This is a genomic window from Streptomyces roseifaciens (genome assembly GCF_001445655.1).
Classification (GTDB): domain Bacteria; phylum Actinomycetota; class Actinomycetes; order Streptomycetales; family Streptomycetaceae; genus Streptomyces; species Streptomyces aureoversilis.
This window is the reverse complement of record NZ_LNBE01000003.1, coordinates 1,041,924-1,064,709: the sequence shown is the minus strand read 5'-3', so window position 1 is coordinate 1,064,709 and position 22,786 is coordinate 1,041,924. Positions and strand designations below refer to the sequence as shown.

Annotated in this window: 22 protein-coding genes; 14 read left to right on the top strand and 8 right to left on the bottom strand. The window is 72.7% G+C overall.

Features of this window, described 5'->3' with window-relative positions; all coding sequences use genetic code 11:
- The first annotated feature begins 163 nt into the window (after positions 1 to 163).
- From AS857_RS10470 to AS857_RS10455, 4 genes are all read left to right on the top strand, one after another.
- Entirely contained in the window at positions 164 to 1,258 is a 1,095-nt protein-coding gene (locus AS857_RS10470; protein ID WP_058042842.1) for an NADH:flavin oxidoreductase/NADH oxidase, read from the top strand.
- A 212-nt stretch (positions 1,259 to 1,470) separates the two neighbouring features.
- On the top strand, positions 1,471 to 2,148 hold the full coding sequence (locus tag AS857_RS10465; RefSeq protein ID WP_058042841.1) for a uracil-DNA glycosylase: 678 nt from the start codon (positions 1,471 to 1,473) through the stop codon (positions 2,146 to 2,148).
- 79 nt (positions 2,149 to 2,227) lie between these two features.
- Positions 2,228 to 3,274, top strand: coding sequence for an N-acetylglucosamine kinase (locus AS857_RS10460; RefSeq protein ID WP_058042840.1), 1,047 nt, complete (start codon positions 2,228 to 2,230; stop codon positions 3,272 to 3,274).
- Between the two features lie 106 nt (positions 3,275 to 3,380).
- Positions 3,381 to 4,319: a sirohydrochlorin chelatase family protein gene (locus AS857_RS10455; protein ID WP_079110220.1), complete on the top strand. Its 939-nt coding sequence runs from the start codon at positions 3,381 to 3,383 to the stop codon at positions 4,317 to 4,319.
- A gap of 198 nt (positions 4,320 to 4,517) precedes the next feature.
- Here AS857_RS10455 and AS857_RS10450 read toward each other — a convergent pair whose 3' ends face one another.
- The 3 genes from AS857_RS10450 to AS857_RS10440 form a co-directional block, all read right to left on the bottom strand.
- Positions 4,518 to 5,627, bottom strand: a complete 1,110-nt coding sequence (locus AS857_RS10450; protein ID WP_079110219.1) for a lactonase family protein — start codon at positions 5,625 to 5,627, stop codon at positions 4,518 to 4,520.
- 64 nt (positions 5,628 to 5,691) lie between these two features.
- Positions 5,692 to 6,000, bottom strand: coding sequence for a DUF2180 family protein (locus AS857_RS10445; RefSeq protein ID WP_058042838.1), 309 nt, complete (start codon positions 5,998 to 6,000; stop codon positions 5,692 to 5,694).
- Positions 6,001 to 6,057: 57 nt separating this feature from the next.
- The gene (locus tag AS857_RS10440) at positions 6,058 to 7,005 is read right to left on the bottom strand and encodes a LysR family transcriptional regulator (RefSeq protein WP_058042837.1); all 948 of its coding nucleotides are present in this window, start codon (positions 7,003 to 7,005) and stop codon (positions 6,058 to 6,060) included.
- Between the two features lie 363 nt (positions 7,006 to 7,368).
- Between AS857_RS10440 and AS857_RS10435 the strand changes: the two genes are divergently transcribed.
- The 10 genes from AS857_RS10435 to AS857_RS10390 all read left to right on the top strand — a co-directional run bounded on the left by AS857_RS10435 (position 7,369) and on the right by AS857_RS10390 (position 16,602).
- A complete protein-coding gene (locus AS857_RS10435) occupies positions 7,369 to 8,289 on the top strand; it encodes a diiron oxygenase (RefSeq protein ID WP_058042836.1) in 921 nt (306 codons plus the stop codon).
- The gene (locus AS857_RS10430) at positions 8,286 to 9,119 is read left to right on the top strand and encodes a class-II aminoacyl-tRNA synthetase family protein (protein ID WP_058042835.1); all 834 of its coding nucleotides are present in this window, start codon (positions 8,286 to 8,288) and stop codon (positions 9,117 to 9,119) included. The genes AS857_RS10435 and AS857_RS10430 overlap by 4 nt, the downstream gene beginning before the upstream one ends.
- Positions 9,116 to 9,556: a holo-ACP synthase gene (locus AS857_RS10425; protein WP_058042834.1), complete on the top strand. Its 441-nt coding sequence runs from the start codon at positions 9,116 to 9,118 to the stop codon at positions 9,554 to 9,556. The genes AS857_RS10430 and AS857_RS10425 overlap by 4 nt, the downstream gene beginning before the upstream one ends.
- Positions 9,528 to 9,767, top strand: coding sequence for a holo (locus AS857_RS10420; protein WP_058042833.1), 240 nt, complete (start codon positions 9,528 to 9,530; stop codon positions 9,765 to 9,767). Before AS857_RS10425 ends, AS857_RS10420 begins: the two co-directional genes overlap by 29 nt.
- Positions 9,767 to 10,237, top strand: a complete 471-nt coding sequence (locus tag AS857_RS10415; protein WP_058042832.1) for a MaoC family dehydratase — start codon at positions 9,767 to 9,769, stop codon at positions 10,235 to 10,237. The genes AS857_RS10420 and AS857_RS10415 overlap by 1 nt, the downstream gene beginning before the upstream one ends.
- Before the next feature lie 29 nt (positions 10,238 to 10,266).
- Complete coding sequence (locus tag AS857_RS10410) at positions 10,267 to 11,085, top strand: SAM-dependent methyltransferase (RefSeq protein WP_058042831.1); 819 nt, start codon at positions 10,267 to 10,269, stop codon at positions 11,083 to 11,085.
- Between the two features lie 106 nt (positions 11,086 to 11,191).
- Entirely contained in the window at positions 11,192 to 12,649 is a 1,458-nt protein-coding gene (locus AS857_RS10405; RefSeq protein ID WP_058042830.1) for a catalase, read from the top strand.
- Positions 12,650 to 12,677: 28 nt separating this feature from the next.
- Positions 12,678 to 13,460 (top strand): MBL fold metallo-hydrolase, encoded by a 783-nt coding sequence (locus AS857_RS10400; protein WP_058042829.1) that lies wholly within the window; start codon positions 12,678 to 12,680, stop codon positions 13,458 to 13,460.
- A gap of 248 nt (positions 13,461 to 13,708) precedes the next feature.
- Positions 13,709 to 14,860, top strand: coding sequence for a CynX/NimT family MFS transporter (locus AS857_RS10395; protein ID WP_058042828.1), 1,152 nt, complete (start codon positions 13,709 to 13,711; stop codon positions 14,858 to 14,860).
- Between the two features lie 233 nt (positions 14,861 to 15,093).
- Positions 15,094 to 16,602, top strand: coding sequence for an FUSC family protein (locus tag AS857_RS10390; RefSeq protein WP_058042827.1), 1,509 nt, complete (start codon positions 15,094 to 15,096; stop codon positions 16,600 to 16,602).
- Here the strand turns inward: AS857_RS10390 and AS857_RS10385 are convergent.
- From AS857_RS10385 to AS857_RS10365, 5 genes are all read right to left on the bottom strand, one after another.
- Entirely contained in the window at positions 16,582 to 18,042 is a 1,461-nt protein-coding gene (locus AS857_RS10385) for an MATE family efflux transporter (protein WP_173864740.1), read from the bottom strand. The two genes, AS857_RS10390 and AS857_RS10385, sit on opposite strands and share 21 nt — an antisense overlap.
- Positions 18,043 to 18,050: 8 nt before the next feature.
- Positions 18,051 to 19,076: a cysteine synthase family protein gene (locus AS857_RS10380; protein WP_058042826.1), complete on the bottom strand. Its 1,026-nt coding sequence runs from the start codon at positions 19,074 to 19,076 to the stop codon at positions 18,051 to 18,053.
- Positions 19,077 to 19,164: 88 nt separating this feature from the next.
- Positions 19,165 to 20,622: an alanine racemase gene (locus AS857_RS10375; RefSeq protein WP_063804220.1), complete on the bottom strand. Its 1,458-nt coding sequence runs from the start codon at positions 20,620 to 20,622 to the stop codon at positions 19,165 to 19,167.
- Complete coding sequence (locus AS857_RS10370) at positions 20,613 to 21,638, bottom strand: ornithine cyclodeaminase family protein (RefSeq protein WP_079110215.1); 1,026 nt, start codon at positions 21,636 to 21,638, stop codon at positions 20,613 to 20,615. Before AS857_RS10370 ends, AS857_RS10375 begins: the two co-directional genes overlap by 10 nt.
- 71 nt (positions 21,639 to 21,709) lie before the next feature.
- Entirely contained in the window at positions 21,710 to 22,702 is a 993-nt protein-coding gene (locus AS857_RS10365; protein ID WP_058042825.1) for a TauD/TfdA family dioxygenase, read from the bottom strand.
- Between the last annotated feature and the right edge of the window lie 84 nt (positions 22,703 to 22,786).

Sequence of the window (22,786 nt, the reverse complement as noted above, 5' to 3'; positions counted from 1 at the left end):
CCAGGTACGTCGGGCTGCTCAGCGACACCCTCATTGTACGAGAGACATCGTAGTTTGACATCCCTCGTACTACGAGGACTATCGTATGAACCGTCGCCGCCGCGGAGTCCGCCGCGCCGGGAAGACGTGCCGTGAGTGGCCGTGAAGCGCATAGGAGCCTGCCGTGACCGCCCTGTTCACCCCGTACACCCTGCGTTCGCTCACCATCCCCAACCGGGTCTGGATGGCCCCGATGGACCAGTACAGCGCCGAGGTCTTCGGACCGGACGCGGGCGTCGCGAACGACTGGCACTTCGCGCACTACACCGCCCGCGCGACCGGCGGAGCGGGACTGATCCTCGTGGAGGCGACCGCGGTCAGCCCCGAGGGCCGGATCAGCCCGGCCGACCTGGGGCTCTGGAACGACACCCAGACCGAGGCCCTCCGCCGCATAGCCTCCTTCCTCAAGGAGCGCGGCACCGTGGCAGGCATCCAGCTCGGCCACGCCGGCCGCAAGGCCGCCACCGACCGGCCGTGGCGCGGCGGCGGACCGGTGGGCCCGGAGGAGGCCTGGCAGACGGTCGCCCCGAGCGCAGTGCCGTACAACGAGGGCCACCGCGTCCCGGCCGAGCTGACGGTGGAGCAGATCCAGGAGATCGTGGGGCAGTTCGCGGACGCCGCACGGCGCGCCCTGGCCGCCGGCTTCCAGGTCGTCGAGCTGCACGGCGCCCACGGCTACCTCATCCACCAGTTCCTCTCCCCGCTCAGCAACCGCCGCACCGACCGGTACGGCGGGTCGTTCGAGAACCGGACGCGGTTCGCGCTGGAGGTCGTGGAGGCGGTGCGCGGGGTGTGGCCGCAGGAACTGCCGCTGTTCTTCCGGGTCTCGGCCACGGACTGGGTGACGGAGAACCCCGAGGACGGGCGCGACGGCTGGACCACGGGCGACACCGTGCGTCTCGCGCACGAGCTGCGGGCGCGCGGCGTGGACCTGATGGACGTCTCCACGGGCGGCATCACCTCCGGCATCCGCATCCCCACCGGCCCGGGGTACCAGGTGCCGTTCGCCCGGCGGGTCCGCCGGGAGTCCGGCCTGCCGACCGCCGCGGTCGGCCTCATCACCGACCCCCGGCAGGCCGAGGAGATCGTCGCCGACGGCGACGCCGACGCCGTCCTGCTCGGCCGCGAGCTCCTCCGCGACCCGCACTGGCCCCACCGCGCGGCGGCCGGACTCGGCGCGGCGAAGCGCTTCCCCGACCAGTACGCCTGGGCCGTCTGACGCACGAGGCCGGACGCTCCGCCCGGGCACACGTACGGCTGAATCTGCAGGGCGCGGATACGTACGGGTACGCACGGATCCGCGCCCTGCTCCGCGCGGCCGTCCGCACGGTCCGGATCCGGGGACCGGACTGCGAATGCGGCCCCTCCTTCGCGTACGATCCCGTACTTGCGCAACTGCCAGCAGTTTGTTTACAGGGAGGGGCGGCAGCTGTGGCTGCACGACCTTTGCACGAAATCGTCGAACCGGGCTGGGCGAAGGCCCTGGAGCCGGTGGCGGACCGGATCGCCGCGATGGGCGACTTCCTGCGCTCCGAGATCGCCGCGGGCCGCACGTACCTGCCGTCGGGCGCCAACGTACTGCGCGCCTTCCAGCAGCCGTTCGACGACGTCCGGGTGCTGATCGTGGGTCAGGACCCGTACCCGACGCCGGGTCACGCCGTGGGGCTGAGCTTCTCGGTCGCACCGGAGGTACGGCCGCTGCCCGGGAGCCTGGAGAACATATACCGCGAGCTCCACACCGACCTGGGGCTTCCCCGCCCGTCCAACGGGGACCTCACGCCGTGGACCCGGCAGGGCGTGCTGCTGCTCAACAGGGCGCTGACCACCGCCCCGCGCAAGCCGGCCGCGCACCGGGGCAAGGGCTGGGAAGAGGTCACCGAGCAGGCGATCCGGGCGCTGGTCGAGCGGGGGCGCCCGATGGTGGCGATCCTGTGGGGCCGCGACGCCCGCAACCTGCGGCCGATCCTGGGACAGGTGCCGTCCGTGGAGTCGGCGCACCCCTCCCCCATGTCGGCCGACCGCGGCTTCTTCGGCTCGCGGCCGTTCAGCCGGGCCAACGACCTGCTGGCACGGCAGGGCGCCGCCCCGGTGGACTGGCAGCTGCCGTGAGGCCCGCGGCCGCCGCAGTGACACCGCACCGTGGCGGGCCCGGCCCGTCCGCGGAGCGCCTGCGGCTGCGGCCGGCCCGGTGAGCCCCGCGGGCGGCTGGGTTCTCGGCGTCGACTCCGGCGGCTCGGGGGTCCGGGTCGCCCTGCGCCGGGTCCCCGGCGACGGCCCCGCCCCGACCTGGTCCTCCGCGGTCCCGGTCACGGTGGGCGAGAAGGGCATCGACGCCCGCAGCCTGCTCGCCCAGGTGGTGCCGGCGGCCGAGGGGCTGCTGGCCGGGGCGGGGGCGCGGCGCTGCGAGGCCGCCTGCGTCGGCGCCGCCGGCATGGCCGCCCTCGGCGGCGATCTGCACGCCGTCCTCCCTTCCGCGCTCCGGGAGGCCCTGGGCGTGCGCGTACTCGCCCTGGCCTCGGACGCGGTCACCGCCTACGCCGGCGCCCTGGGCCAGCGGCCGGGGGCCGTCGTCGCCGCGGGCACCGGGCTGGTCGCGGTGGGCACGGACCTGACCGCGGAGGGCGGCTGGCGGCGCGCCGACGGCTGGGGCCACCTGCTCGGCGACTGCGGCAGCGGGGCGTGGATCGGCCGTGCCGGGCTGGAGGCGGCGATGCGCGCCCACGACGGGCGGGCCGGCGGTTCGCACGCCCTGCTGGAGCGCCTGCAGGCGGTCTTCGGCCCGGCGCCGGAGCTCCCGGCCCTCCTCTACCCCCGGGCGGACCGGCCGGCCGTCCTGGCTTCCTTCGCCCCCGAGGTGGGCCGCTGCGCACCGGCCGACCCGGTCGCGGCCGGAATTCTCCGCCGGGCGGCCCGGCACATCGCCGAGGCGGCCGCGGCGGTGTGCCCGCCTGCCCGGCCCGGCCGGGAAGGATCTCCCGCGGGACCGCCTCCGCGGACGGACGAGGCGGCCGGGGCCGGTGGGACGTACGAGGTGGCGCTGACCGGCGGCCTCCTCCGCATGGGCGCTCCCCTGCTCGCACCCCTGTTCGAGGAGTTGCAAATGCAACTTCCTCATGCGCGACGAGTCACGGCGGCGGGCGAACCGCTGGACGGTGCGTTGTGCGTGGCGGAGGCCCTACTGACGGGCGGTCTGCTGCTGCCGGCCGACCCTCCGATGCTCCGGATCGTTTGCTGAACGCTTCTGCGATGAGCGTATTTATGGGCGAATAAATCCGGACAGACGTCACGGGAGCGCCCCCACCCGAACGGCCCAGCGCCTTGAACGACTAACATGCGGCGCCATGAGCTCCCCCACAGGGCCCGCGCCTGGCCTGCCTGTACGAATGCCGCGACCCCGTCAGCCCGGACGGCACCGGCGGCCGGAGCCGGCGGCCGCCCCCGCCGGCGCGCCGCCGCTGGTTCTCGCCGTTCCGGGGCTCCCCGACACGGAGACGCGCTCCCTCGCCGAGGAGATCCTCAGCATCGCCCGCTCCGAGCTCCCGGGCCTCGACGCGCGCATCGGCTACGTGGACGCCGACGGCGCCGCCGAGGGCTACCCCTCGCTGGAGGCCGTCCTCGCCTACGCCGCCGCCCAGCGCACCGCTCGCGCGAGCGAAGCCCGCGAAGCCGGTGCCGAGGACGGCGCCGCCGACGCCTGGGACCAGTGGCCCCCGGCCATCGTGGTGCCGCTCCTGGCCGGTCCGGACAACTCTCTCCTGCGCCGGGTCCGCCAGTCCGTGATGAGCAGCGGCAGCGCCGCGGAGCTCACCGACGCGCTCGGCCCGCACCCGCTCCTCGCCGAGGCCCTGCACGTGCGCCTGTCGGAGGCCGGCCTGGCCCGCGCCGACCGCGCCCGACTGTTCACAGTTGCAACGGCTGCGGACGGGATCATCCTGGCCACGGTCGGCGGCGAGGAGGCCGTGCAGGCCGCCGGGATCAGCGGCATGCTGCTCTCCGCCCGCCTCGCCGTGCCGGTCCTCGCGGCCGCGCTGGACATCGAGGGCGACATCGCCCGGGCCGCCGACCAGCTGCGCGGCTCCGGCTCGCGGAACCTGGCGCTCGCCCCGGGCCTGATCGGCCCGGAGATCGCCGAGGGCCTCGCGGACGCCGCCGCCAAGGAGGCGGACTGCGCCGCCGCCGCGCCGCTCGGCGCCTACCCGGCGATCGGCAAGCTCGTCCTGGCCAAGTACGCGGAGGTCCTGGGCATATCCCTGCAGCCCCAGGGCGTTCCGGCGCACTGACGCGTACGACCGGCGGGGCCGGGCGATCGGACCGTGCCGTGACTGTCTGACCGTTCAGCCCGCCCGCTCCACCTTTGTTCTCTGTTTCCCGGAAGAGGGGCTCCCGCGATGCGGGGCCCCTCTTCGGCCGTTCCGGGCCCGTCCGGCCACTGCCGCCGCGCGCCCGCCGCCGTCCCGGGCGAGGCTCCCGCCGCCGCCTCAGGCGAAGATCACGCAGGACGCCGCCGGCACGGGGACCGAGCCCGCGAACCGCGGCGTCCCGGTCTCGGGGTCCACGGCGAACCAGGTGACGTCGCCGGACCGCTCGTTGGCGGCGTACAGGTGGCGGCCCGACGGGTGCAGCGTCAGGTCCCGCGGCCAGACGCCTCCGCAGCCGACGACCTCGGGGAGTCCGACGATGTCCCCGGACGCGTCGAGAGTCAGGACCGAGATGCTGTCGTGGCCGCGGTTGGCCGTCCACAGGAACCGCCCGTCGGCGGAGACCACCGGTGCGGAGGGGTACGTCCGCACGCCCTCGCCCGGAGGCAGGACCCGCGTCTCGCCGAGCGGTTCGAGCACCCCTTCCGCGCCGTTCCAGCGGCAGACCGTCACGCTCGGGGCCAGCTCGTTCAGCACGTAGACGCGGTCGGTCACCGGGGAGAAGGCGAGGTGCCGGGGCCCCGTGCCCGGCCGGAGAGGCGTCTCCCCGTGGAGCCGCGGCAGACCGGTCACCGGGTCGAGGGCGTACGTCCACACCGAGTCCGTGCCGAGGTCCACGGCCAGGAGCCTGCCGCCCGAGGGGTCGGGGACGACGGCGTGGGCGTGCGGGCTCTTCTGCCGGTCGGCGTCCGGGCCGCCGCCCCGGTGGGCCATGACCGCGGCCGGGGCGCTCGGCCCGCCGCCCGTACGGACCGGGAGGGCGCTGACACTGCCCGATCCGTAGTTGGCGGTGAACAGGTGGCTGCCGGTGACGGCCAGGTGCGTGGGGCCGTCGCCGCGTACGGGCACCGGCGGTCCGAGCAGCTCGGGCCGTACGGGATCGGCCAGGGAGAACGCCGCGGCGGCTCCCTCGTCGGTCTCGCTCACCGCGTACAGCACGTCGGCCCCCGGCGAGAGGGCGAGGAAGGAGGGGTTCGGCACGGCGTCCGTGGAGCCCAGGAGCGTCAGCGCGCCCGTGCCGGGGTCGGTCCGCGCGACCGTGATCCCCCGGCCGCCGGCCTCCGTGAACGAGCCGATGTACGCGAGGAGCCCTCGCCGGCCGAGCCGCCCGGCCTCCCCGGCGTGCCCGTGCCCTCCGGCCCGCCCGAGCCGTCCGCCGCCGTCCGCCATGCCGTCCTCCCCGCCCCGAACCCTGTGATCCCGACGCTACACGGCGGTACCGGCCCGCCCCGGGTCAGGCCTCTGCGGGACACTCCGCGGCTCCGCGGGCACCCGCGGGACCCGGCCCCGGTACGGCCGGCACGGGAGCATCGCACCGCGCCGCCGACGGGGCGGGCACGCCGGTCCGGGCGGCGTGGCAGGTGACGCACAGGATCTGCCGGGCCGGGGTGGGGCCGTGGGAGACGCCCATGCCGTTCGGGCGGTGCAGCACCGGGCGGGTCATGCGGAGGTGGTCGGGGCAGAGGCCGGAGTTGCAGCCGTGGCAGACGGCGACCGCAGGGGTGTCGGCGCCCTCGGCGGCGTGGCAGTCGTAGCAGTTCATAGGAGTTCTCCTTCAGGTTCGGACGGCTCCGCCCCGCGGAGGAAAGGCGACGGTTCCTCAGCGCACCAGGCAGCCGCGGTCCGCGCCGCTGTCGGCGTACCCGATCCGGCAGCACGCGGCGACGAACCGCGAGGCCAGCTCCTGGTCCTGGTCGTAGCGCCAGACCACGGCGATGTCCGTGCGGGGCTCGGGCAGTCCCAGCGGACGCACGCGCAGGTCGGCGCTGAGGCTCATCCATTCGGCGATGCCGCGGTCCATGTACGACACGCCGGCGCCCGAGGCCACGGCCGCGGCCACGTTGATGTAGTCGGGCTCTTCCCAGGCGACCTGCGGGGACCGCTCGTGGCTGACGAAGTCCAGGACCTTGTCGTAGAGCCCGGGGGCGAGCGACCGGGGCCACATGATCAGCGGAAGCTCCCCGGCGGCCTGCTCCTCCGCGACGCGGTCGGCGGCGGCGCCCCCCGGAAGGAGCTTGACCAGTTCCACGTCCCCCACCACCGCCATCCGCAGGTCGTCCGCCTCGACGGGCGGCCTGACGAACGCGAAGTCGGCCTGTCCGGCGCGCACCAGATTGATGTTCCGCTCCGACCAGCCGGATTCGACGGAGACCGGGACGGCGTTGCGCTCGCGGAATTCCGCGACCATCTCCCGCTGGCGCAGGGCGTGTCCCGAGCGGCTGAAAACGACCCGTATAGGGCGTCTGCTCTCCGCGGCCGCCTGCTGGATCCGCGCCTTGATCGAGTACGTGCACTGCAGGAGCCGCGGCGCCTCCTCCTGAAGTGCCTTGCCCGACGCGGTCAGTGCTATCCGGCGGCTGCCGCGGCTCAGCAGCTCGGCGCCCAGCTCCTTCTCCAGCACCTTCATCTGGTGCGAGAGGGTGGGCTGGCTCACCCCGCAGCGCCGGGCCGCCCTCCCCAGATGGAGCTCGTCGGCCACCGCGACGAAGTACTCCAGGCGGCGCAGCAGACCGGAGAGGCTCAGTAAAGGCTCCTCGTCACCCCGCACGCACACGACCTCCCGCCTGAACTGGGCATTGCCATACGAAAGTTGTTTTCCGGGTGCTTCACGAGTGTAGCAACCGTGATCCAAGCCGGGTCAACAACGCTGCAGCAGATACAGGCCGTTGACGGGCGAGGCCCGGCCGGGGCCGGCACGGCTCACCTATCGGCCCATACCGGGCACTTTCCCGCCCCCGACCCGCCCCCACCCTGTGACCCACACCACTCGAAGGGCCCCGGAAAGGCCTCCCGCCTGCCCTCTTAGCGATCATCTATTTGATCTATAGAGCGGTTTTATTGGACCGTTCACGGAACGCGTGGAACTGTCGCCCTACATTGATCAACCGCCCCCCGGACAGCAGGAGGTAGGATGATCAGCGAGCTGATCAGCAAGGACGACCGATTCCAGGAGATCCTGGAACGTCTGAACCGCAAATCGGTCGAGGACTACTACAACCCCTACCGGATGTTCGACTGGCCGGATTCCCTGCCGGAGAACCGGTGGTGGATGAGTCCCGAACTCACGACCACCTACGGCACCGACGTCGCCTCCGAACTCGACCAGGAACAGCTCCACCGCCTTTCCCGGTACGAGAGCATCAATTTCTACAGCCTCAATGTGGACGGAATCCGCGAGCTCATCGTCGAGGTGACCAGGCGCATCCACACCCGGGGCTTCGAGATTCCGTCGGAGTTCTTTCACCACTTCATAGGCGAAGAGAACGAGCACATGTGGTTCTTCGCCGAGTTCTGTCTGCGCTACGGCGAGAAGATCTACCGGCAGCTGGAACCGGCCGGTCAGGGAAACACTTGGTCCGACGAGGCCGCCAGCTTCCTGGTGTTCGTCCGCATCCTCCTCTTCGAGGAACTGGTCGACCACTTCAACAGCACGATGGCGGCCGACGAGCGACTGCACGACACCATCCGTGCGGTCAACCGCATTCACCACCAGGACGAGTCGCGGCACATCGCCTTCGGCCGCGAACTGGTCTCCCTGCTCTTCAAGGACTTGAAGGCGAAGGCCTCGGAAGAGGAACTCCGCCAGGTGCGGGAGTACCTCAAGCGCTACCTGAACTACAGCTTCGAGTCGCTGTTCAACCCGCAGGTCTACCGGGACGCCGGAATTCCCGAGCCGTTCGCCGTACGACGGCGCCTGCTGGCCTCCCCGCGCAGCGCGGAGTTCCAGCAGCAGGTGTTCCGCAAGCCCCTGAACTACCTGGTCAAGACCGGGATTCTGCAGGACCGGGACCTGAACGTCTCCCGGGCGTCAGTGGGACAGGGGGAGGCGTGACCGCGACGATCTCGACGGCCCAGGGCGGTGCCCTCACCATCCTCGGCCCCGACCAGACCGACCTGCTGCGCGATCTGGACCGCACCATCACCGGCTGGGCCGACGAGGCCGGCGCGCGGGAGATCATGCCGCCGCCCGTCTATCCGCTCAGCGACCTGGAGAAGTTCGACGTCTACGAGAACTTCCCGCACCTGCAGTTCGTCGGCGGTCCGCTGGACGTGACCGGTGCCCCGCCGGCGCCGGTGGAGGGCTCCTTCGCCAGCGGCGACGTCGGCCCGTCGTTCCTGGGCCTGCCGCACTCCAGCTGCTACGGCGCCTACCTCTACTTCGAGAACCGGTCGGTGGCCCCCGAGACCACCATCACCCTGATCAACCGGTGCTTCCGCAACGAGGAGAAGTACGAGGGACTGAGGCGGCTGCTCAGCTTCCAGATGCGGGAGATCGTGGCCATCGGCTCCTTCGAGCACACCCAGCAGGTCATCGCCCGCTTCACGGACCGGATCGAGGAGTTCGCGAAGAACCTCGGCCTGGAGCTGAACAAGGAGGCGGCCACGGACCCGTTCTTCGAGCGCGACAGCGGCCGTGCCCTCCTGCAGCGGCTCAGCCCGGTCAAGCACGAGTTCCAGGCCGACGGCCTGGCCATCGCCTCGGTCAACACCCACCGCAACTTCTTCGGCGAGCGGTGCCGCATCACGGTCGAAGGCACGGGCGAGAACGCCTTCACGGGATGCGTCGCCTTCGGCCTCGAACGGTGGCTCGCGGTGCTGAGCGACCGGTTCGACGGCGATCTGCAGCGCGCCCGCGCGGTCGTCAACGCCGCGGCCTCGTGAGCGGAACCGCGATCCGGGTCGGGGTGGACCTCGTCCCCCTGTCCCGCGTACGGACCATGGCCGATGCCGACGACGGCCGGCTGCTGCACCTGATGCTCACCCCCGCGGAAGCGGAGCTGAGCCGGTTCACCTCCGGATGGGACGTCCACGGAGTGGCCGGCCGGCTCGCGGCCAAGGAGGCGGTCTTCAAGCTCCTCCACGTCACCGGCCAGCCGCTTCCCTGGCAGTCCATCGAGGTGCTGAAGAGCCCCGGCGAATGGCCCTGCGTCCGGCTCACCGGACCGGCGAGCCGGTGGGCCGCCGAGGCCGGCATCGAGGCGATCGACATCAGCATCTCCCACGAAGAACAGTTCGCCGTCGCCGTCGCGGCCGGCGCGACGGGACACCCCCCACTAGAGGAGGAATTCCATGCCCAGCAAGACCTCGTCCAACGTTGACGCCGTGCGCAACTGGCTGCTGGCCAAGCACCCCGAGCGCACCTCCATCGCCCCGGACGAGGACCTCATCGGCTCCCGCCTCGTCGACTCCCTCTCCTTCGTCGAGTTCGTCCTGACGGTCGAGGAGGCCAGCGGGAAGGAGATCGACCACGAGGCCATCGACCTCGCCGACTTCCGCACGCTGGAGGCCATCGAGCGGAAGTACTTCTGATGGGTCGCTTCCTCCACGCCGAGGACTACGAGACCGGGACGCGCCACGACCTCGGGACGCACAAGGTGACGGCCGAGGAGATCACCGCCTTCGGCCGCACCTACGACCCGCAGCCGTACCACGTCGACGAGGAGGCGGGGCGCGCCTCCGCCTTCGGCGGCCTGATCGCCAGCGGCTGGAACACCGCGGCGATCTGGATGCGCCTGTACGTGACGACGCTGCTGCCCGACGCCGCGGCCGCGGGCACGGTCGAGGGCTCGCCCGGGGTGGACGAAGTGCGCTTCCTGCACCCGGTCCGGCCGGGTGACGTGCTGAACGGCACGTGCGAGATCCTCGGCTCCCTCCCCTCCCTCTCCGCGCCCGACTTCCGCATCGTCCGCAACCGCGGACGCCTGCTGAACGCGGACGGGACCGAAGTGCTGACCCTGATCTTGAACGCCCGGTTCCGGTGCCGGCCCAAGAACTCCTGAACCAGACCATCCCGAGAACGGAGCCTGTCATGGAGACCGTGTCCTACACGTCGCAGTGGACTGCGGCCGCCCGCGCCCTGGAGAGCGAGCGGAGCGACGCGCTGTTCAACGACCCGCTGGCCCGGGCGCTCGCCGCGCCGCGCGGATTCGAGCTGCTCGACCACTACGGCGGCGGCGGGCTCGTCGAGTTCGTGGCCGTCCGCACCCGCTACCTCGACGACGCCATCAACGATCTCGTGGGAAGCGGCATCCGGCAGGTCGTGCTGATCGCGGCCGGCATGGACACGCGCGCCTACCGGCTGAGCCTCCCGGACGACGTCACCGTGTTCGAGGTCGACCACCAGGCGCTGATCGACGAGAAGGAGAAGCGCCTCGCCCAGCTCGGCTCCCCCACGCCGACCGTCAAGCTCCAGCGCGTCGGGGCGGACCTGGCGGGCGACTGGTCCGCGTCGCTGCGCGCCGCCGGCTTCGACCCCTCCCTGCCCACGCTGTGGATCCCCGAGGCCCTGCTGTTCTTCCTGACCGAGGAGCAGTCCGCCACGCTGATGCGCACCTTCGCGGCCAACTCCGCCCCGGGCAGCTGGGTGTCGGTGGACATCCTGAGCAGGACGCTGCTGCGCAGCCCCGCCACCCAGATCTTCCTGTCCTCCCTCAACGAGGACGGCATCCCCTGGCTCTTCGGGACCGACGAGCCCGAGGAGTTCATGGCCGGCACCGGCTGGACCGTACGGGAGCTCAAGGAGCCCGGCGAGCCCGGTGCGGGCGAGGGCCGCTGGCCCTACGCCGTCCAGCCCCGCGAGGTCAAGGGAGTGCCGCGCAACTGGCTGCTCCGCGCGGAACTCGCCTAGTCACGGCCCCTGCGCCGAGCGGCACAGCCCCCACGGGCTGTGCCGCTCAGGGGCGTTGTGCCGACGTCCGCCGCACAGACCAACCGCCAACCGAAGGGAAAGTGCCATGACCGAGAGTCGTCCCGTGACGACCACGGACAGCGGTATCCCGGTACCGAGCGACGAGTTCTCCCAGTCCGTGGGGGCCGACGGCCCGCTGCTGCTGCAGGACCACTACCTGATCCAGAAACTCGCGCACTTCGACCGCGAGCGCGTGCCCGAGCGGGTCGTGCACGCCAAGGGCGGCGGCGCGTACGGAGTCCTGGAGATCACCGAGGACGTCAGCCAGTACACCAAGGCCGACGTCTTCCGCCGCGGCAAGCGCACGGACCTGTTCCTGCGCTTCTCGACGGTGGCCGGCGAGCTCGGCTTCGCGGACACGGCCCGTGACCCGCGCGGCTTCGCGGTGAAGCTGTACACCGAAGAGGGCAACTACGACATCGTCGGCAACAACACGCCGATCTTCTTCATCCGCGACCCGCAGAAGTTCCCGGACTTCATCCACTCGCAGAAGCGGCGTGCCGACAACCACCTGCACGACAACAACATGCAGTGGGACTTCTGGACGCTGTCGCCGGAGTCGGCGCACCAGGTCACGATCCTGATGTCCGACCGCGGCACCCCGTTCTCCTGGCGGCACATGAACGGCTACGGCAGCCACACGTTCCTGTGGTACAACGCCGCCCGGGAGAAGTTCTGGGTGAAGTACCACTTCAAGACGGACCAGGGCATCAGGAACTTCACCAACGACGAGGCGGCGGCCGCGGGCGCCGACGACCCGGACTTCCACATCCGGGACCTCCACCAGGCGATCAGGAAGGGCGACCACCCGACCTGGACCCTCCAGGTGCAGGTCATGCCCTTCGAGGACGCGGCGGACTACCGGTTCAACCCGTTCGACCTGACCAAGATCTGGCCGCACGAGGACTACCCGCCGATCGACATCGGCACCCTGACCCTCAACCGCAACCCGGAGAACTACTTCGCCGAGGTCGAGCAGGCAGCCTTCGAGCCGTCGAACCTGGTGCCGGGCGTGGCGCCCTCCCCGGACAAGATGCTGCAGGGGCGGCTGTTCAGCTACCCCGACACCCACCGCTACCGGATCGGCGCGAACTACCTGCAGCTGCCGGTCAACCGGCCGAAGAACGCGGTGCACTCCTACAACCGCGACGGGTCCATGCGGTACGGAAACCCGGGCGATCCGGTGTACGCGCCCAACAGCTTCGGCGGCCCGGTCGCCGACCCGATGCTGCTCGTCGGCGAGCACTACGAGGTCACCGGCGAGATCGTCCGCAGCGCCCACCGGCTCCACGCCGAGGACGACGACTTCGTCCAGGCGCGGGCCCTGTGGGAGAAGGTCATGACCGACACGGACCGCGCGCACCTGGTGACCAACATCGTCGCGCACGCCTCGGCGCCCGAGGTGACGGCGGAGACGAAGGAGCGCGTCGTCGACTACTGGCGCAGCGTCCACAAGGACCTGGGCCTGCAGGTCGCCAGGGGCCTGGGTGTCCAGGGGAAGTAACCACCAGCAGCGTCGCGAGGAGCAGACCATGAGTTCGGCCGAGAGCGTCACCCTCCGGCGTCTCGCCTGGGCCGGCGTCGAAGTGGCGGCCGGGGACGTACGGGTCGTCATCGATGCCATCCGGAACACCGAGGACCTGGCGGGGTTCCAGGGCCAGCCGCGGCGGCCCCTGCCCAGCATCGACGCCGCGCCGGGGGTACGGACCCACGCCTTCGTCACCCACCTCCACCCCGACCACTGCGACCGCAAGCTGCTCGCCGAGGTCGCCGCGAGCGACGGCGGCAGCGTGGGCTGCCACACGCCGATCGTGGACGTCCTGGGCGGGATGGGGGTGACGGCGGTGCCGCAGGAGATGGGCGAGCGGCGGAAGATCGGGCCGTTCACCACCATTCCCGTGGCGTCGCACGACTGGCGCGGCGACGACCAGGTCGCCTGGATCGTCGAGGCCCCCGGCCTGCGCGTCATCCACTTCGGCGACACCATCTGGCACGGCATGTGGTGGTCGATCGCGCGCGACTACGGCCCCTTCGACGTCGCGTTCCTTCCCATCGCCGGGGTGATGGCGCGCCGCGAGGGCCTCACGCCGACCAACCAGCCCGCCACGCTCACCCCGGAGCAGGCCGTCGAGGCGGCGGTGGTCCTCCAGGCGTCGACCGCCTGCGCGATCCACTACGACCTCTTCAACAACCCGCCGTACTACACCGAGCAGCACGACGTGCGCGGGCGCTTCCTGCGGGCGGCCCGGGCCAGGGGGATCCGCGGCATCGCCCCCGGCGACGGCAAACCCGTGCCCCTCGCCACCGCCGCCTGACCCAGCAGCCGTGCATGCCCACCGGGCCCTCGTCCCGGCGCCCTCCGCCCCTGGCGCCGGCCGGAGGCGACGGCCCGGTGCGCGTACCCCCGGAAGGATCGTTCGTGACCCCACCCCCTGAATCGGAAACCGGGGTTTCCTCGCCCCGCGGAACGGCGGGTGCGCCCGCTGCGGCCGCCGGCGCGGCGGCCGGGCCCGGTTCCGGCCCCGGTTCCGTTCCCGCCCACGGCACTCCGCGGAGCCGTCGCGTGCTCTGGTACGCGCTGGCGGTGCTGCTGGTCGGGATCAACATGCGGCCCGCCATCGTGGCGGTCTCCCCGCTGCTGGACGAGATCCGGCACGTCACCGGCCTGTCCAACGGCGGCGCCGGCGCGCTGTCGACGCTGCCGCTGATCTGCTTCGGCATCTTCGCTCCGCTCGCGCCCCGGCTGGCCCGCCGCTGGGGCATGGAACGCACCCTGGTCGCAGTGCTGGCGGTGCTGCTGTGCGGCACCGCGATACGCATCGTCCCGTCGCTGTTCCCGCTGTTCGCCGGGACGTTCCTGGTCGGCACGGCGGTGGCCGTCGCGAACGTGGTCATCACGGCGCTGATCAAGCGGGACTTCCCGCAGCAGGTCGGGCTGATGTCCGGGCTGCACACCACCATGCTGGTCGGCGGGGGCGCGGTCACGGCCGCCGCGACCGTTCCACTGCGCGACGCGCTGTCGCTGTCGTGGGCCGGCGGCCTGTCCGTCTGGGGCGTGCTGGCGCTCGCGGCGCTGGTGGTGTGGGCGCCGCGGCTGCGCCGGGGACGGGAGCAGCCGCGGGTGGCGGCGCAGGCGGGCGGCTCGATCTGGCGCAGCAGGCTGGCCTGGGCGGTCGCCCTGTTCTACGCGTTCCAGTCCTTGCTGTACTACACCGCGACCACCTGGCTGCCGTCGTTCTACATCGACCACGGCTACACCGAGGGCGGCGCCGGGGTGCTGCTGGCGGTCTGCATGGGCTCCGCCATGGTCACCTCGCTCCTGGTGCCGGTGTGGGCGCAGCGGTCCCGGCGGCAGAGCTACCTGGCGGTGGGCGGCACCGTGCTGTGCATGGCCGCCTTCGCCGGCCTGATCGCCGCGCCGGTCGGGGCGGCGGTGCTGTGGGCCGTCTTGCTGGGGCTCGGTCTGGGGGCCGTGCTCTCCCTGGGCATCGCCTACATGTCGATGTGCGTCCGCAGCACGCACGACGCGGGCCTGCTGTCGGCGATGTCGCAGTGCGTGGGCTATCTGCTGGCGGCCGTGGGCCCGACCGCCTTCGGCGCCGCCCGCGACCTGACCGGGGCGTGGACCGCCGGGCTGATCGCGCTGGTGGTCCTGGCCGTGCCGATGGGGATCACCGGTGCGCTCGCCGGCCGCGGAGGCCACGTCGAACGGTAGGAAAGGGCAGGAGGGAGGGCCGTGCGTGCCATTGGCCCTCCCCCGGAGCGGCCCGGGAGGCCGCCACTGGGCCAATGGCCCAGAGAAATCGGCCTCTGTTGAGCCAGCAGTCGATGTAATGGTCTGATGTGGGTGTCGATGGCGCTGCGGATCTCCGCGGCGCCTTTTTCATGTCGCATTCGCGCCGGCTTTCCTGCCGGCTGCTCGGCCAGGACGTCGAAGGGGCGGGAGCATTGCTGAAGAGGGCGTTCATGGCACCGGATCCGGGCCTGGGCAGGCTGCGGATCGCCGTCCGCGCCGTCCTGGGCGTGACCTTCGCGGTCACCGTGGTCCAGCTGTCCGGCCTGCCGCTGACCGCCTCCATCACCGGTGGGCTCACGGCGCTGCTCGCGCTGTTCACCGTCGCCGACCCGACCGTGCGGCGCCAGGTGAACACGACCGCGCTGCTGCCGGTCGTGGGCTTCCCCGTGCTCGCTCTGGCGGCCGGGCTGCACGGGCTGCCGCTGGTGCGCGACGCGGCCTTCCTCGCCGTCGTCTTCTGCGGGGTCTACGCCCGCCGCTGGGGCCCGCGGGGCAACGCGCTCGGGATCTTCGGCTTCATGATGTTCTTCGCGACGCAGTTCCTGCACGCCGTCCCCGCACAGCTGCCGCACCTGTACACGGCCATGATCATGTCCCTGGCGGCCGCGGGCTCCGTCCGCTTCGGGTTCTGGTGCATCGAGCGGCGCACCCCGCCGCCCGCGGGCCCGGCGCCCCTCGCCGGGCGCGGGCTGGCGCGCGTCACGACCCGGCAGGCCTTCCAGACCGCCTTCGCCTGCGGCCTGGCGCTCGCCGTGGGCCAGATGGTCTCCGACGAGCGCTGGTACTGGGCCGTCGGCACCGCCTGGTGGATCTTCGTCAACACCGCGTCGCGCGGCGAGACGCTCGTCCGGGGCTTCCGGCGGGTCCTGGGCACGGTGATGGGCATCGCCACCGGAATGGTCGTCGCCCTCCCCCTGCACGGGGCGCCCGCGGCCACAGCGGCCCTCGTCGCGGTGTGCGTCTTCGGCATCTTCTACACCGCCGCCGTCTCGTACACGTGGATGATGTTCGCCGTGACGGTGATGGCCGGGCTGCTCTACGGGCTCCTCGGGGTCCTGGACGCGGACCTGCTCACGCTGCGGCTGGCCCAGACCGGCGTGGGAGCCGCCGGTGCGGCGCTCGCCGTGCTCCTCGTGCTGCCGGTGACCACGCACGCCACCACCGACGCCTGGATCCAGCGCGCCCTGCGCTGCGTGCACGCCTGCGCCGCCGAGGCCGCCGCGCGCCTGGCCGGCTCGGAGACGGCCGACCCCGCGCCGCGGGTGACCGAGCTGGAGCTGCTGCTCGGCCGGGTCCGGCTCTCCCTCGCTCCGCTCGTCCACCCGCTGAACCCCTTCCGCGCCCGCAAGGAGAAGGCCCGCCGCGTGGTCGCGCTCCTCGACGACTGCGCCCGCGAAGTGCGGGGGCTGGCGTCCGTGGCCGCCGACCCGGAGGCCTCCCACGACGACCGGCTCGCCGCCGCCTGCTGGCGCGTGGAGACCGCGGTGGAGGCGCTCACCACACCGGGGAAGGCGCGCGACGCGGCGGCCGCCTCGGCGGCAGCGCCCGAGCACCTGCCGGCCGAGCCGGCCCTCGCCCACCTGCACGACCTGGAGAGGGCCCTGGCCGAACTGGCGGCGCCGCTGCGCAGCACCCGGCCCTCACCCCTGGTCGGCGCCTGACGGCCTCCGCAGCGGGCGCCCGGCCGGCGGCCCCGGACACGCAGTGGCAGCGGCCTCCTGCTCCCGTACGCGGGCGCGGAGGCCGCTGCCGTAGCGGCGCAGGAGGAGGACCGCGGTGGTGGCCAGACCGGCGAGGAGGCCGAGCCAGATGCCGAGGGTGTCGAGGCCGGCCGCGTAGCCGAAGAGCCAGGCGGCGGGGAGGCCGACGGCCCAGTAGCCGACGAGGGTGATCCGGAAGCCGCTCCTGGTGTCGTCGAGCCCGCGCAGGAGGCCGACGCCGATGTTCTGCGCGCAGTCGAAGAACTGGAGCACGGCGACGACGAGCAGCAGCTGCGTCGCGATCGTCACGGCCCTGTCGTCGCCCGCGGCCCCGCCGTCCAGGAACGGGCGCAGGACCAGGCCGGGCAGGGTGACGTAGACGGCGCCGACGGCTGCCATGACGGCGGCGGCACAGGCCAGCGCGGTGTTCTTGATGCGCAGTGCGGCGTGGACGCGGCCGAGGGCGAGTTCGCGGCTGACGTTGATGGAGGCCGCGTGGGAGAGCCCCACGGCGACCTGGAAGACGATGTAGACGAGCTGGTTGACGGCTGTGTGGGCGGCCAGGGCGGCGCTGCCGAAGGACCCGGCCATCAGGGCGGTGACCGAGAAGAACCCGGCCTCGGATCCGTAGGTGGCGGCGATGGGGACGCCCAGGCGCACCAGCTCGCGCACGGTGGTGCGGTCGGCCGCGAACACGTTGAGGCTGAGCAGCGGGGCGAGGGCCGGGTCCCTCCTCGCGGAGGCGTACAGGGCGAGGAAGGAGAGCAGGTAGACGGCGGAGGTGGCGACGCCGATGCCGGTCAGGCCCAGCTTCGGCAGGCCCCAGGTGCCGTGGATCAGCGCCCAGTCGAGGCCGGCGTTGACGGCGACGGAGGCGAGGGTGATCTGCAGCAGGGCCTGGGGGCGGCGCATGCCGACGGTGAACTGGCGGACCGCCTGGAACCACAGGCACGGCAGCAGGCCGGGGGCGAGGGCGGGCAGCAGCGTCCGTACGCGGTCGGCGACGGCGGCCTCCTGGCCGAGCAGGGTGAGGGCCTGCCCGACGAGGAGCATGAGGACTGCCCCGGCCAGCCCGGCGAGGGTGGCCACCGCCATGCTCGCGCGGACGATCCTGCGGACCTCCGCGTCGCTCTGCGCGGGGTCGCCGTCCGCGGTCTCGGCGCGGGCGGCGGCGGCCGCGATCCGGTTGCCCACGGAGGTGACCAGGCCGACGCCCATGGTGCGGAGCTGGTTGAAGATGACGAGGGCCAGGCCGCCGGCCGCCAGGTCGCGGGTGCTCAGCAGGCCCATCATCACCGTGTCGGTGGTGGTCAGGGCCACCTGGGCGAGCTGGGTGAGGACGAGGGGGACGGCGAGGCCGGCCAGCGCCCGGCCGTCGCGGAGGAGGATGGTCGGGTCCATGGCGGGCATCAGCCCTTGCGGAGTTTGGTGAGGGCCTCGTCGATCTCGCGCTCCAGGGCGGGATCGGTGAGGTTCCTGGCGTTCATCCACGCGTCGTCGAACACGGTGTCCATGTACTTCTCCCCGCCGTCGTTGACGAGGGCGACGATAGTGGTGCCCGGCGGCAGGGACGGCAGGCGCGACAGCGCCTCGTGGACGACGCCGCCCGCGGAGCCGCCGATGAGGAGGCCGGTGCGGGCGACGGCGCGGGCCGTCGCGAAGGCCTCGACGTCGCCGACCTTGACGCCCTCGTCGATCAGGTCGAAGTCGACCAGCGCGCCGATCTCGGCGCCTTCGGGGGTGCCGGTGCCGGACTGGTAGTAGTCGTGGGCGGGGCCGCCGAAGGCGATCGACCCCTTGGGCTCGACGCCGACGGTCCGCACGCCGGGAACGAGCCTGCGCAGCTCGCTCGCGGTGCCGCACAGGGAGCCGCCGGTGCCGACGGCGCCGATGAGGACGTCTATGCGGCCGCCGAGGGCCTGGTGGAGCTCGTGGGCGACGGGGTGGTAGCCGACGCCGTTGCTGGGGTTGTTGTGCTGTTCGGTGAAGACGGTGTTGTCCCGGCCGCGGGCCATCTCCTCGGCGAGTTCCTCGCGCGCGGCGGTGGCCAGCTCCTCGGTGCCGTCGTCGGCCACGTAGACGAGTTCGGTGCCGAGCGCCTTCATGGCGCGCAGCTTGTCGGAACAGGCGTGGTGGTCGACGACGGCGGTGAAGGCGTAGCCGCGCTCGGCGGCGACGACGGCGAGGCCGAGCCCGGTGTTGCCGGAGGTGGACTCGATGATGCGGCCGCCGGGGCGCAGCTCGCCGCGGGCCTCGGCGTCGAGGACCATCTGACGGGCCATGCGGATCTTGGCGGTGCCGGTGGGGTTGTACATCTCCAGCTTGAGGAGCAGCCGGCTGCCGTTGTCGGTGCGGCACAGCTCGAACAGCGGGGTGCGTCCGATGAGGTCGGAGATGCGGGAGACCACGGCGGGGCGCATCAGTGCCTCGTTCATGGGAGGGACTCCTGTGGCAGGTGGGGAGGGGGTCAGGAGACGGGGTGGGGTCAGGAGGCGGGAAGGGCGTCAGGACGCGGGAAGGGCGTCAGCAGGCGGGTCGGCGGTCCAGGCGCCAGCGCGGCCGGCCGCCGCCCGTGGTGCCGTCGGTGGTGCCGTCGGTGCCGTCGTCGGTGCCGTCGTCGGTGGTGTCGACCACGACTTTGGGGGGCAGCGGCAGGTCGTGGAAGGGGGACTCGTTCGAATCCATCTGGTAGCCCGCCGTGTTGGGGTAGACCAGCAGGTCGCCGACCGAGGGGCGGACGGGGAAGGGGATCTTGCGCCAGGTGAGCAGGTCCGACTCCAGGCAGGTGGCACCGCCCGCACACGCGGGGTGTACCCCGGTCCCCCCGGTCCCCCCGGTCCTCCGAGTCCTCCCGGCCCGGCCGGCCGTGGGGACCAGCACGGGGTCGGGGAGGAATTCGCTGTTGAACCACTGCTCGGACAGGCTCAGGCTCGTGCCGTCGACGGTGAGGATCGCGTAACCGTCGCGGTCCTTGACGCCCTGGATGCGGAAGACGGAGCAGCCGGCCCGGTCCAGCAGCGCGCGGCCGGGCTCCATCAGCAGGAGGGTGCCGGTCTCCCGGAGCCTGCTGCCGAGGCTGTCCCGGCCGCCCGCCGGGACGGCGGCCAGTACGGCGCGGAGGGCGTCGGCCCCGGCGACCGGCGAGTGGTACGGGTAGAAGTCGGCGGGGGTGAACCTCCTGTGCGCGTGGTAGTGCCCGGGCTGCTGCGCCGCGAGGAAGGAGTGCCAGTCGTCGGCCGCCGAGTAGTCAACGGCGAAGCCGCCGCCGATGCTGATCCGGTCGGCCCGGAGCCCCATGACCCGTGCCTTGAGGCAGAGGTCGACGAGGTGGCCGGCGAGGTCGGCGCGCGGCTGGACGGCGTAGCCGGAGAGGTGGAAGCCGAAGCCTTCCATCCGGACGGCGTCACCGGCCCGTGCGCAGTGCGTGAGGGCCTCCTCGAGCTCCGCCCCGTCCAGGCCGAAGCGGCTGCCGGGCTGTGCCGGGGGCAGGACGCGGAGCAGCAGCCGGGGCGGAGGGGCCCCGCCCGCCCGGGGCGCCGCGGTGAGGCGGTCGAGTTCATCGAGGGAGTCGACCGCGGTCAGGGCGCCCTGGAGGGCGGCCACGCGCAGCAGTTCCTCGCTCTTGGCCGGCCCGGTCACCACGATGTTCTCGCCGCGGACGCCGTGGCCCAGGGCCTCGCGGAGCTCGCCGGGGCTCGCGACGTCCACTCCGGCGCCCGCGGCGGCGCAGCGTTCGACCCATGCGGCGGCCTTGTTGGCCTTCTTCGCGTAGTACACGCGCCCGTCCACCCCGGCGTCGGCCAGCGCCGCGCGGAACGCGGCGAGGTTGGCGTCGAAGCGGTGCGGGAGCAGGAAGTGGAAGGGGCTGCCGAAGGCGTGGGCCAGCTCGTGGAGGAGGCCGCTGCCGAGGACCGCGTCCGTCGCGGGGTCGGGGTGCGCGGGCAGGCTCGGAGGGGGCGGAGGCGTGCCGTTCACCGCCACAGCGGCACCTGCGTTCCCAGGCCCTGTGCGAGGGCGAGCTGGGCGAAGCGGTGGCCGAGGGCGATGTCGGTGACGACCAGACCGCTGTTGTAGGCGAAGATCCGCTCGGTCGGTGCGGTGCGGCCCGCCGCCGCGCCCGCCAGGACCGGGGGGAACTCGGTGTCGACGGCGGGGAGTTTGCCTTCGGCGTCCGCCATGTCGGTGCCGGTGACGTTCATCTGGGCCTCGCTGGTGGCCACGATGCGGTCGGCACGGTGCAGCGTGGAGGGGTCCAGGCCGTGGCCGACCAGGATCGCCAGCGTTCCCGGCGCCAGGTCCTCGGCCTCGACGGCGGCGGGGGTGTGCGCACCGGCCGTGGCGACGACGACGTCGGCGTCGCCCGCCGCGGCCCGGACGTCGGCGACGACCTCGACGTCGCGGTCGGGGAAGTGGGCGTGCAGCTGCGCCCGTACCGCCTCGATTCCCTCGGGGTGGGTGCCGAAGAGCATCAGCCGGTCCAGGCCGGGCAGCGTCGTCAGCAGGAACGGCAGGGCCAGCCGGCCCTGGGTGCCGGTGCCGATGACCAGCGCGCTGCGCGCCCCGGGGGCGGCGCACTCGCGGGCCAGCAGGGCGGAGACGGCCGGGGTGCGCAGGGAGCCGATGCGGCTGCAGTCCATCATCGCGACGGGCAGGCCGGTGACGTCGTCGTAGAGGGTGAGGGTGGTGTAGTAGTGCTGCTCCTGGCGCCCCTTGTCCAGGCCGTGCTTGTACGAGGTCTTGACGGCGACGACGTCGCGGGAGCCGTCGCGGCCGAGCATGGCGTACGCGACCGAGTGCCCGTCGGCGGGCTTGACGGTGAGCTTGCGCGGGTTGTCCGAGAGGCCCGCGGCCAGGGTGCGGTAGGCGCCCTCGACCGTGCCGACGACGTCGGCGAGGGTGATGTCGATGCCTGCGAGGTCGCCGGTGGACAGCACGCGCAGGGTGGTGTCGTCGGCGGGTGTGCCGGATATGCAGGGGTCGGCGGCGGTACGGGTCATGTCTCGCTCCTCGTCTGCGGGGCTGGGCGTCTTCCGGTCCGGGTTTTCCACTGCTCTCTGTTGAACGGTGATCAGGCGGCGTACGCCTTGGTGACGGCCTGGCCGTAGCCGTGCTCGGCGTCCTCGGCCGGGGGCCGGGTGCCGCGCCCGGGGACGCGTACCGAGGCGCGCTTGAGCCAGCGGTCGGTGCCGTCGTAGCGGGCCTTGAAGGGGACGCGGCCGTGCACGACGAGATCGTTGTCGACGACGAGGACCTCGCCGGGGCTCAGGCTCACCGCGACCGAGACGCGGGCGAGTTCGGCCTCCAGCCGCTCGTACGCGGCGCGGTAGGCGGGGGTGGCCTTCTCCAGGGGGGTGTAGGCGGGGTCGAAGCGGAGGGTGAGGCCGTCCTCGGAGCGCCACAGGGTGGGCACGTCCGGCGGCTCCCCCGCGAAGCCCTGCGCTTCGAAGTAGGCGTCGTCGGGGAGGATGGGCAGTTCGGGGCGGGAGAGCGTGGCGATGTCGGCGTCCTCCAGCCGCACCTTGCGAATGCTCGCCGCGGTGGTGGCGATGTTGTCGTGGTTGCGCATGCAGCCGAGCATCAGCAGGTGGGCGCGGCCGGGGTGGAAGGCGTCCTCGGTGTGCGGGCTGAGGAGGATGTCGCTGCTGGCGCCGGTCTGGGCCTGCTCGTGGCCGACTGCGGGAACGATGTTGTGCACGAACCGCCCGCCCTGCTGGCCCTTCCAGGCGATGGGGTTGCCCATGGCGGCGGCGAGCAGCAGCATCACGATGTCGTGGCCGGCCGCGCTGTCCCCGGCCTCGGCCCAGCTCGCGGGCGTGGGGCCGATGCGGGTGTCGTCGACGGTCAGGCCGCGCAGCACGAACAGGCCGTCGTCGGTGTCGACGGGGCGCAGGTGCTCGCGGATCGTCCCGGCGAGGTCCGCCGCCGACACGGCGATCCTTCGCAGCAGTTCGGGGGACGTGGCGGACGTGCCGAAGGCGGCGAGGATCTCTCCGGCGGTGCGGTGGAGTTCGGCGGACGAGGCGGCGTCGAGCCGGCGTACGGGTGGGGCTCCCGTGCTCATGGCAAGGTCATCCGTTCCGTGTGCAGGGGCGGAGGAGAGGTTTCCGGGCATGCCCGGGAAGCGGCCGCAGGGCATGGCGGTGCG

Coding starts and splice junctions, on each gene's coding strand:
- AS857_RS10455 (WP_079110220.1), top strand. CDS start 3,381: ATGAGCTCCCCCACAGGGCCCGCGCCTGGCCTGCCTGTACGAATGCCG.
- AS857_RS10450 (WP_079110219.1), bottom strand. CDS start 5,627: ATGGCGGACGGCGGCGGACGGCTCGGGCGGGCCGGAGGGCACGGGCAC.
- AS857_RS10445 (WP_058042838.1), bottom strand. CDS start 6,000: ATGAACTGCTACGACTGCCACGCCGCCGAGGGCGCCGACACCCCTGCG.
- AS857_RS10435 (WP_058042836.1), top strand. CDS start 7,369: ATGATCAGCGAGCTGATCAGCAAGGACGACCGATTCCAGGAGATCCTG.
- AS857_RS10420 (WP_058042833.1), top strand. CDS start 9,528: ATGCCCAGCAAGACCTCGTCCAACGTTGACGCCGTGCGCAACTGGCTG.
- AS857_RS10415 (WP_058042832.1), top strand. CDS start 9,767: ATGGGTCGCTTCCTCCACGCCGAGGACTACGAGACCGGGACGCGCCAC.
- AS857_RS10410 (WP_058042831.1), top strand. CDS start 10,267: ATGGAGACCGTGTCCTACACGTCGCAGTGGACTGCGGCCGCCCGCGCC.
- AS857_RS10405 (WP_058042830.1), top strand. CDS start 11,192: ATGACCGAGAGTCGTCCCGTGACGACCACGGACAGCGGTATCCCGGTA.
- AS857_RS10400 (WP_058042829.1), top strand. CDS start 12,678: ATGAGTTCGGCCGAGAGCGTCACCCTCCGGCGTCTCGCCTGGGCCGGC.
- AS857_RS10385 (WP_173864740.1), bottom strand. CDS start 18,042: ATGGACCCGACCATCCTCCTCCGCGACGGCCGGGCGCTGGCCGGCCTC.
- AS857_RS10380 (WP_058042826.1), bottom strand. CDS start 19,076: ATGAACGAGGCACTGATGCGCCCCGCCGTGGTCTCCCGCATCTCCGAC.
- AS857_RS10370 (WP_079110215.1), bottom strand. CDS start 21,638: ATGACCCGTACCGCCGCCGACCCCTGCATATCCGGCACACCCGCCGAC.
- AS857_RS10365 (WP_058042825.1), bottom strand. CDS start 22,702: ATGAGCACGGGAGCCCCACCCGTACGCCGGCTCGACGCCGCCTCGTCC.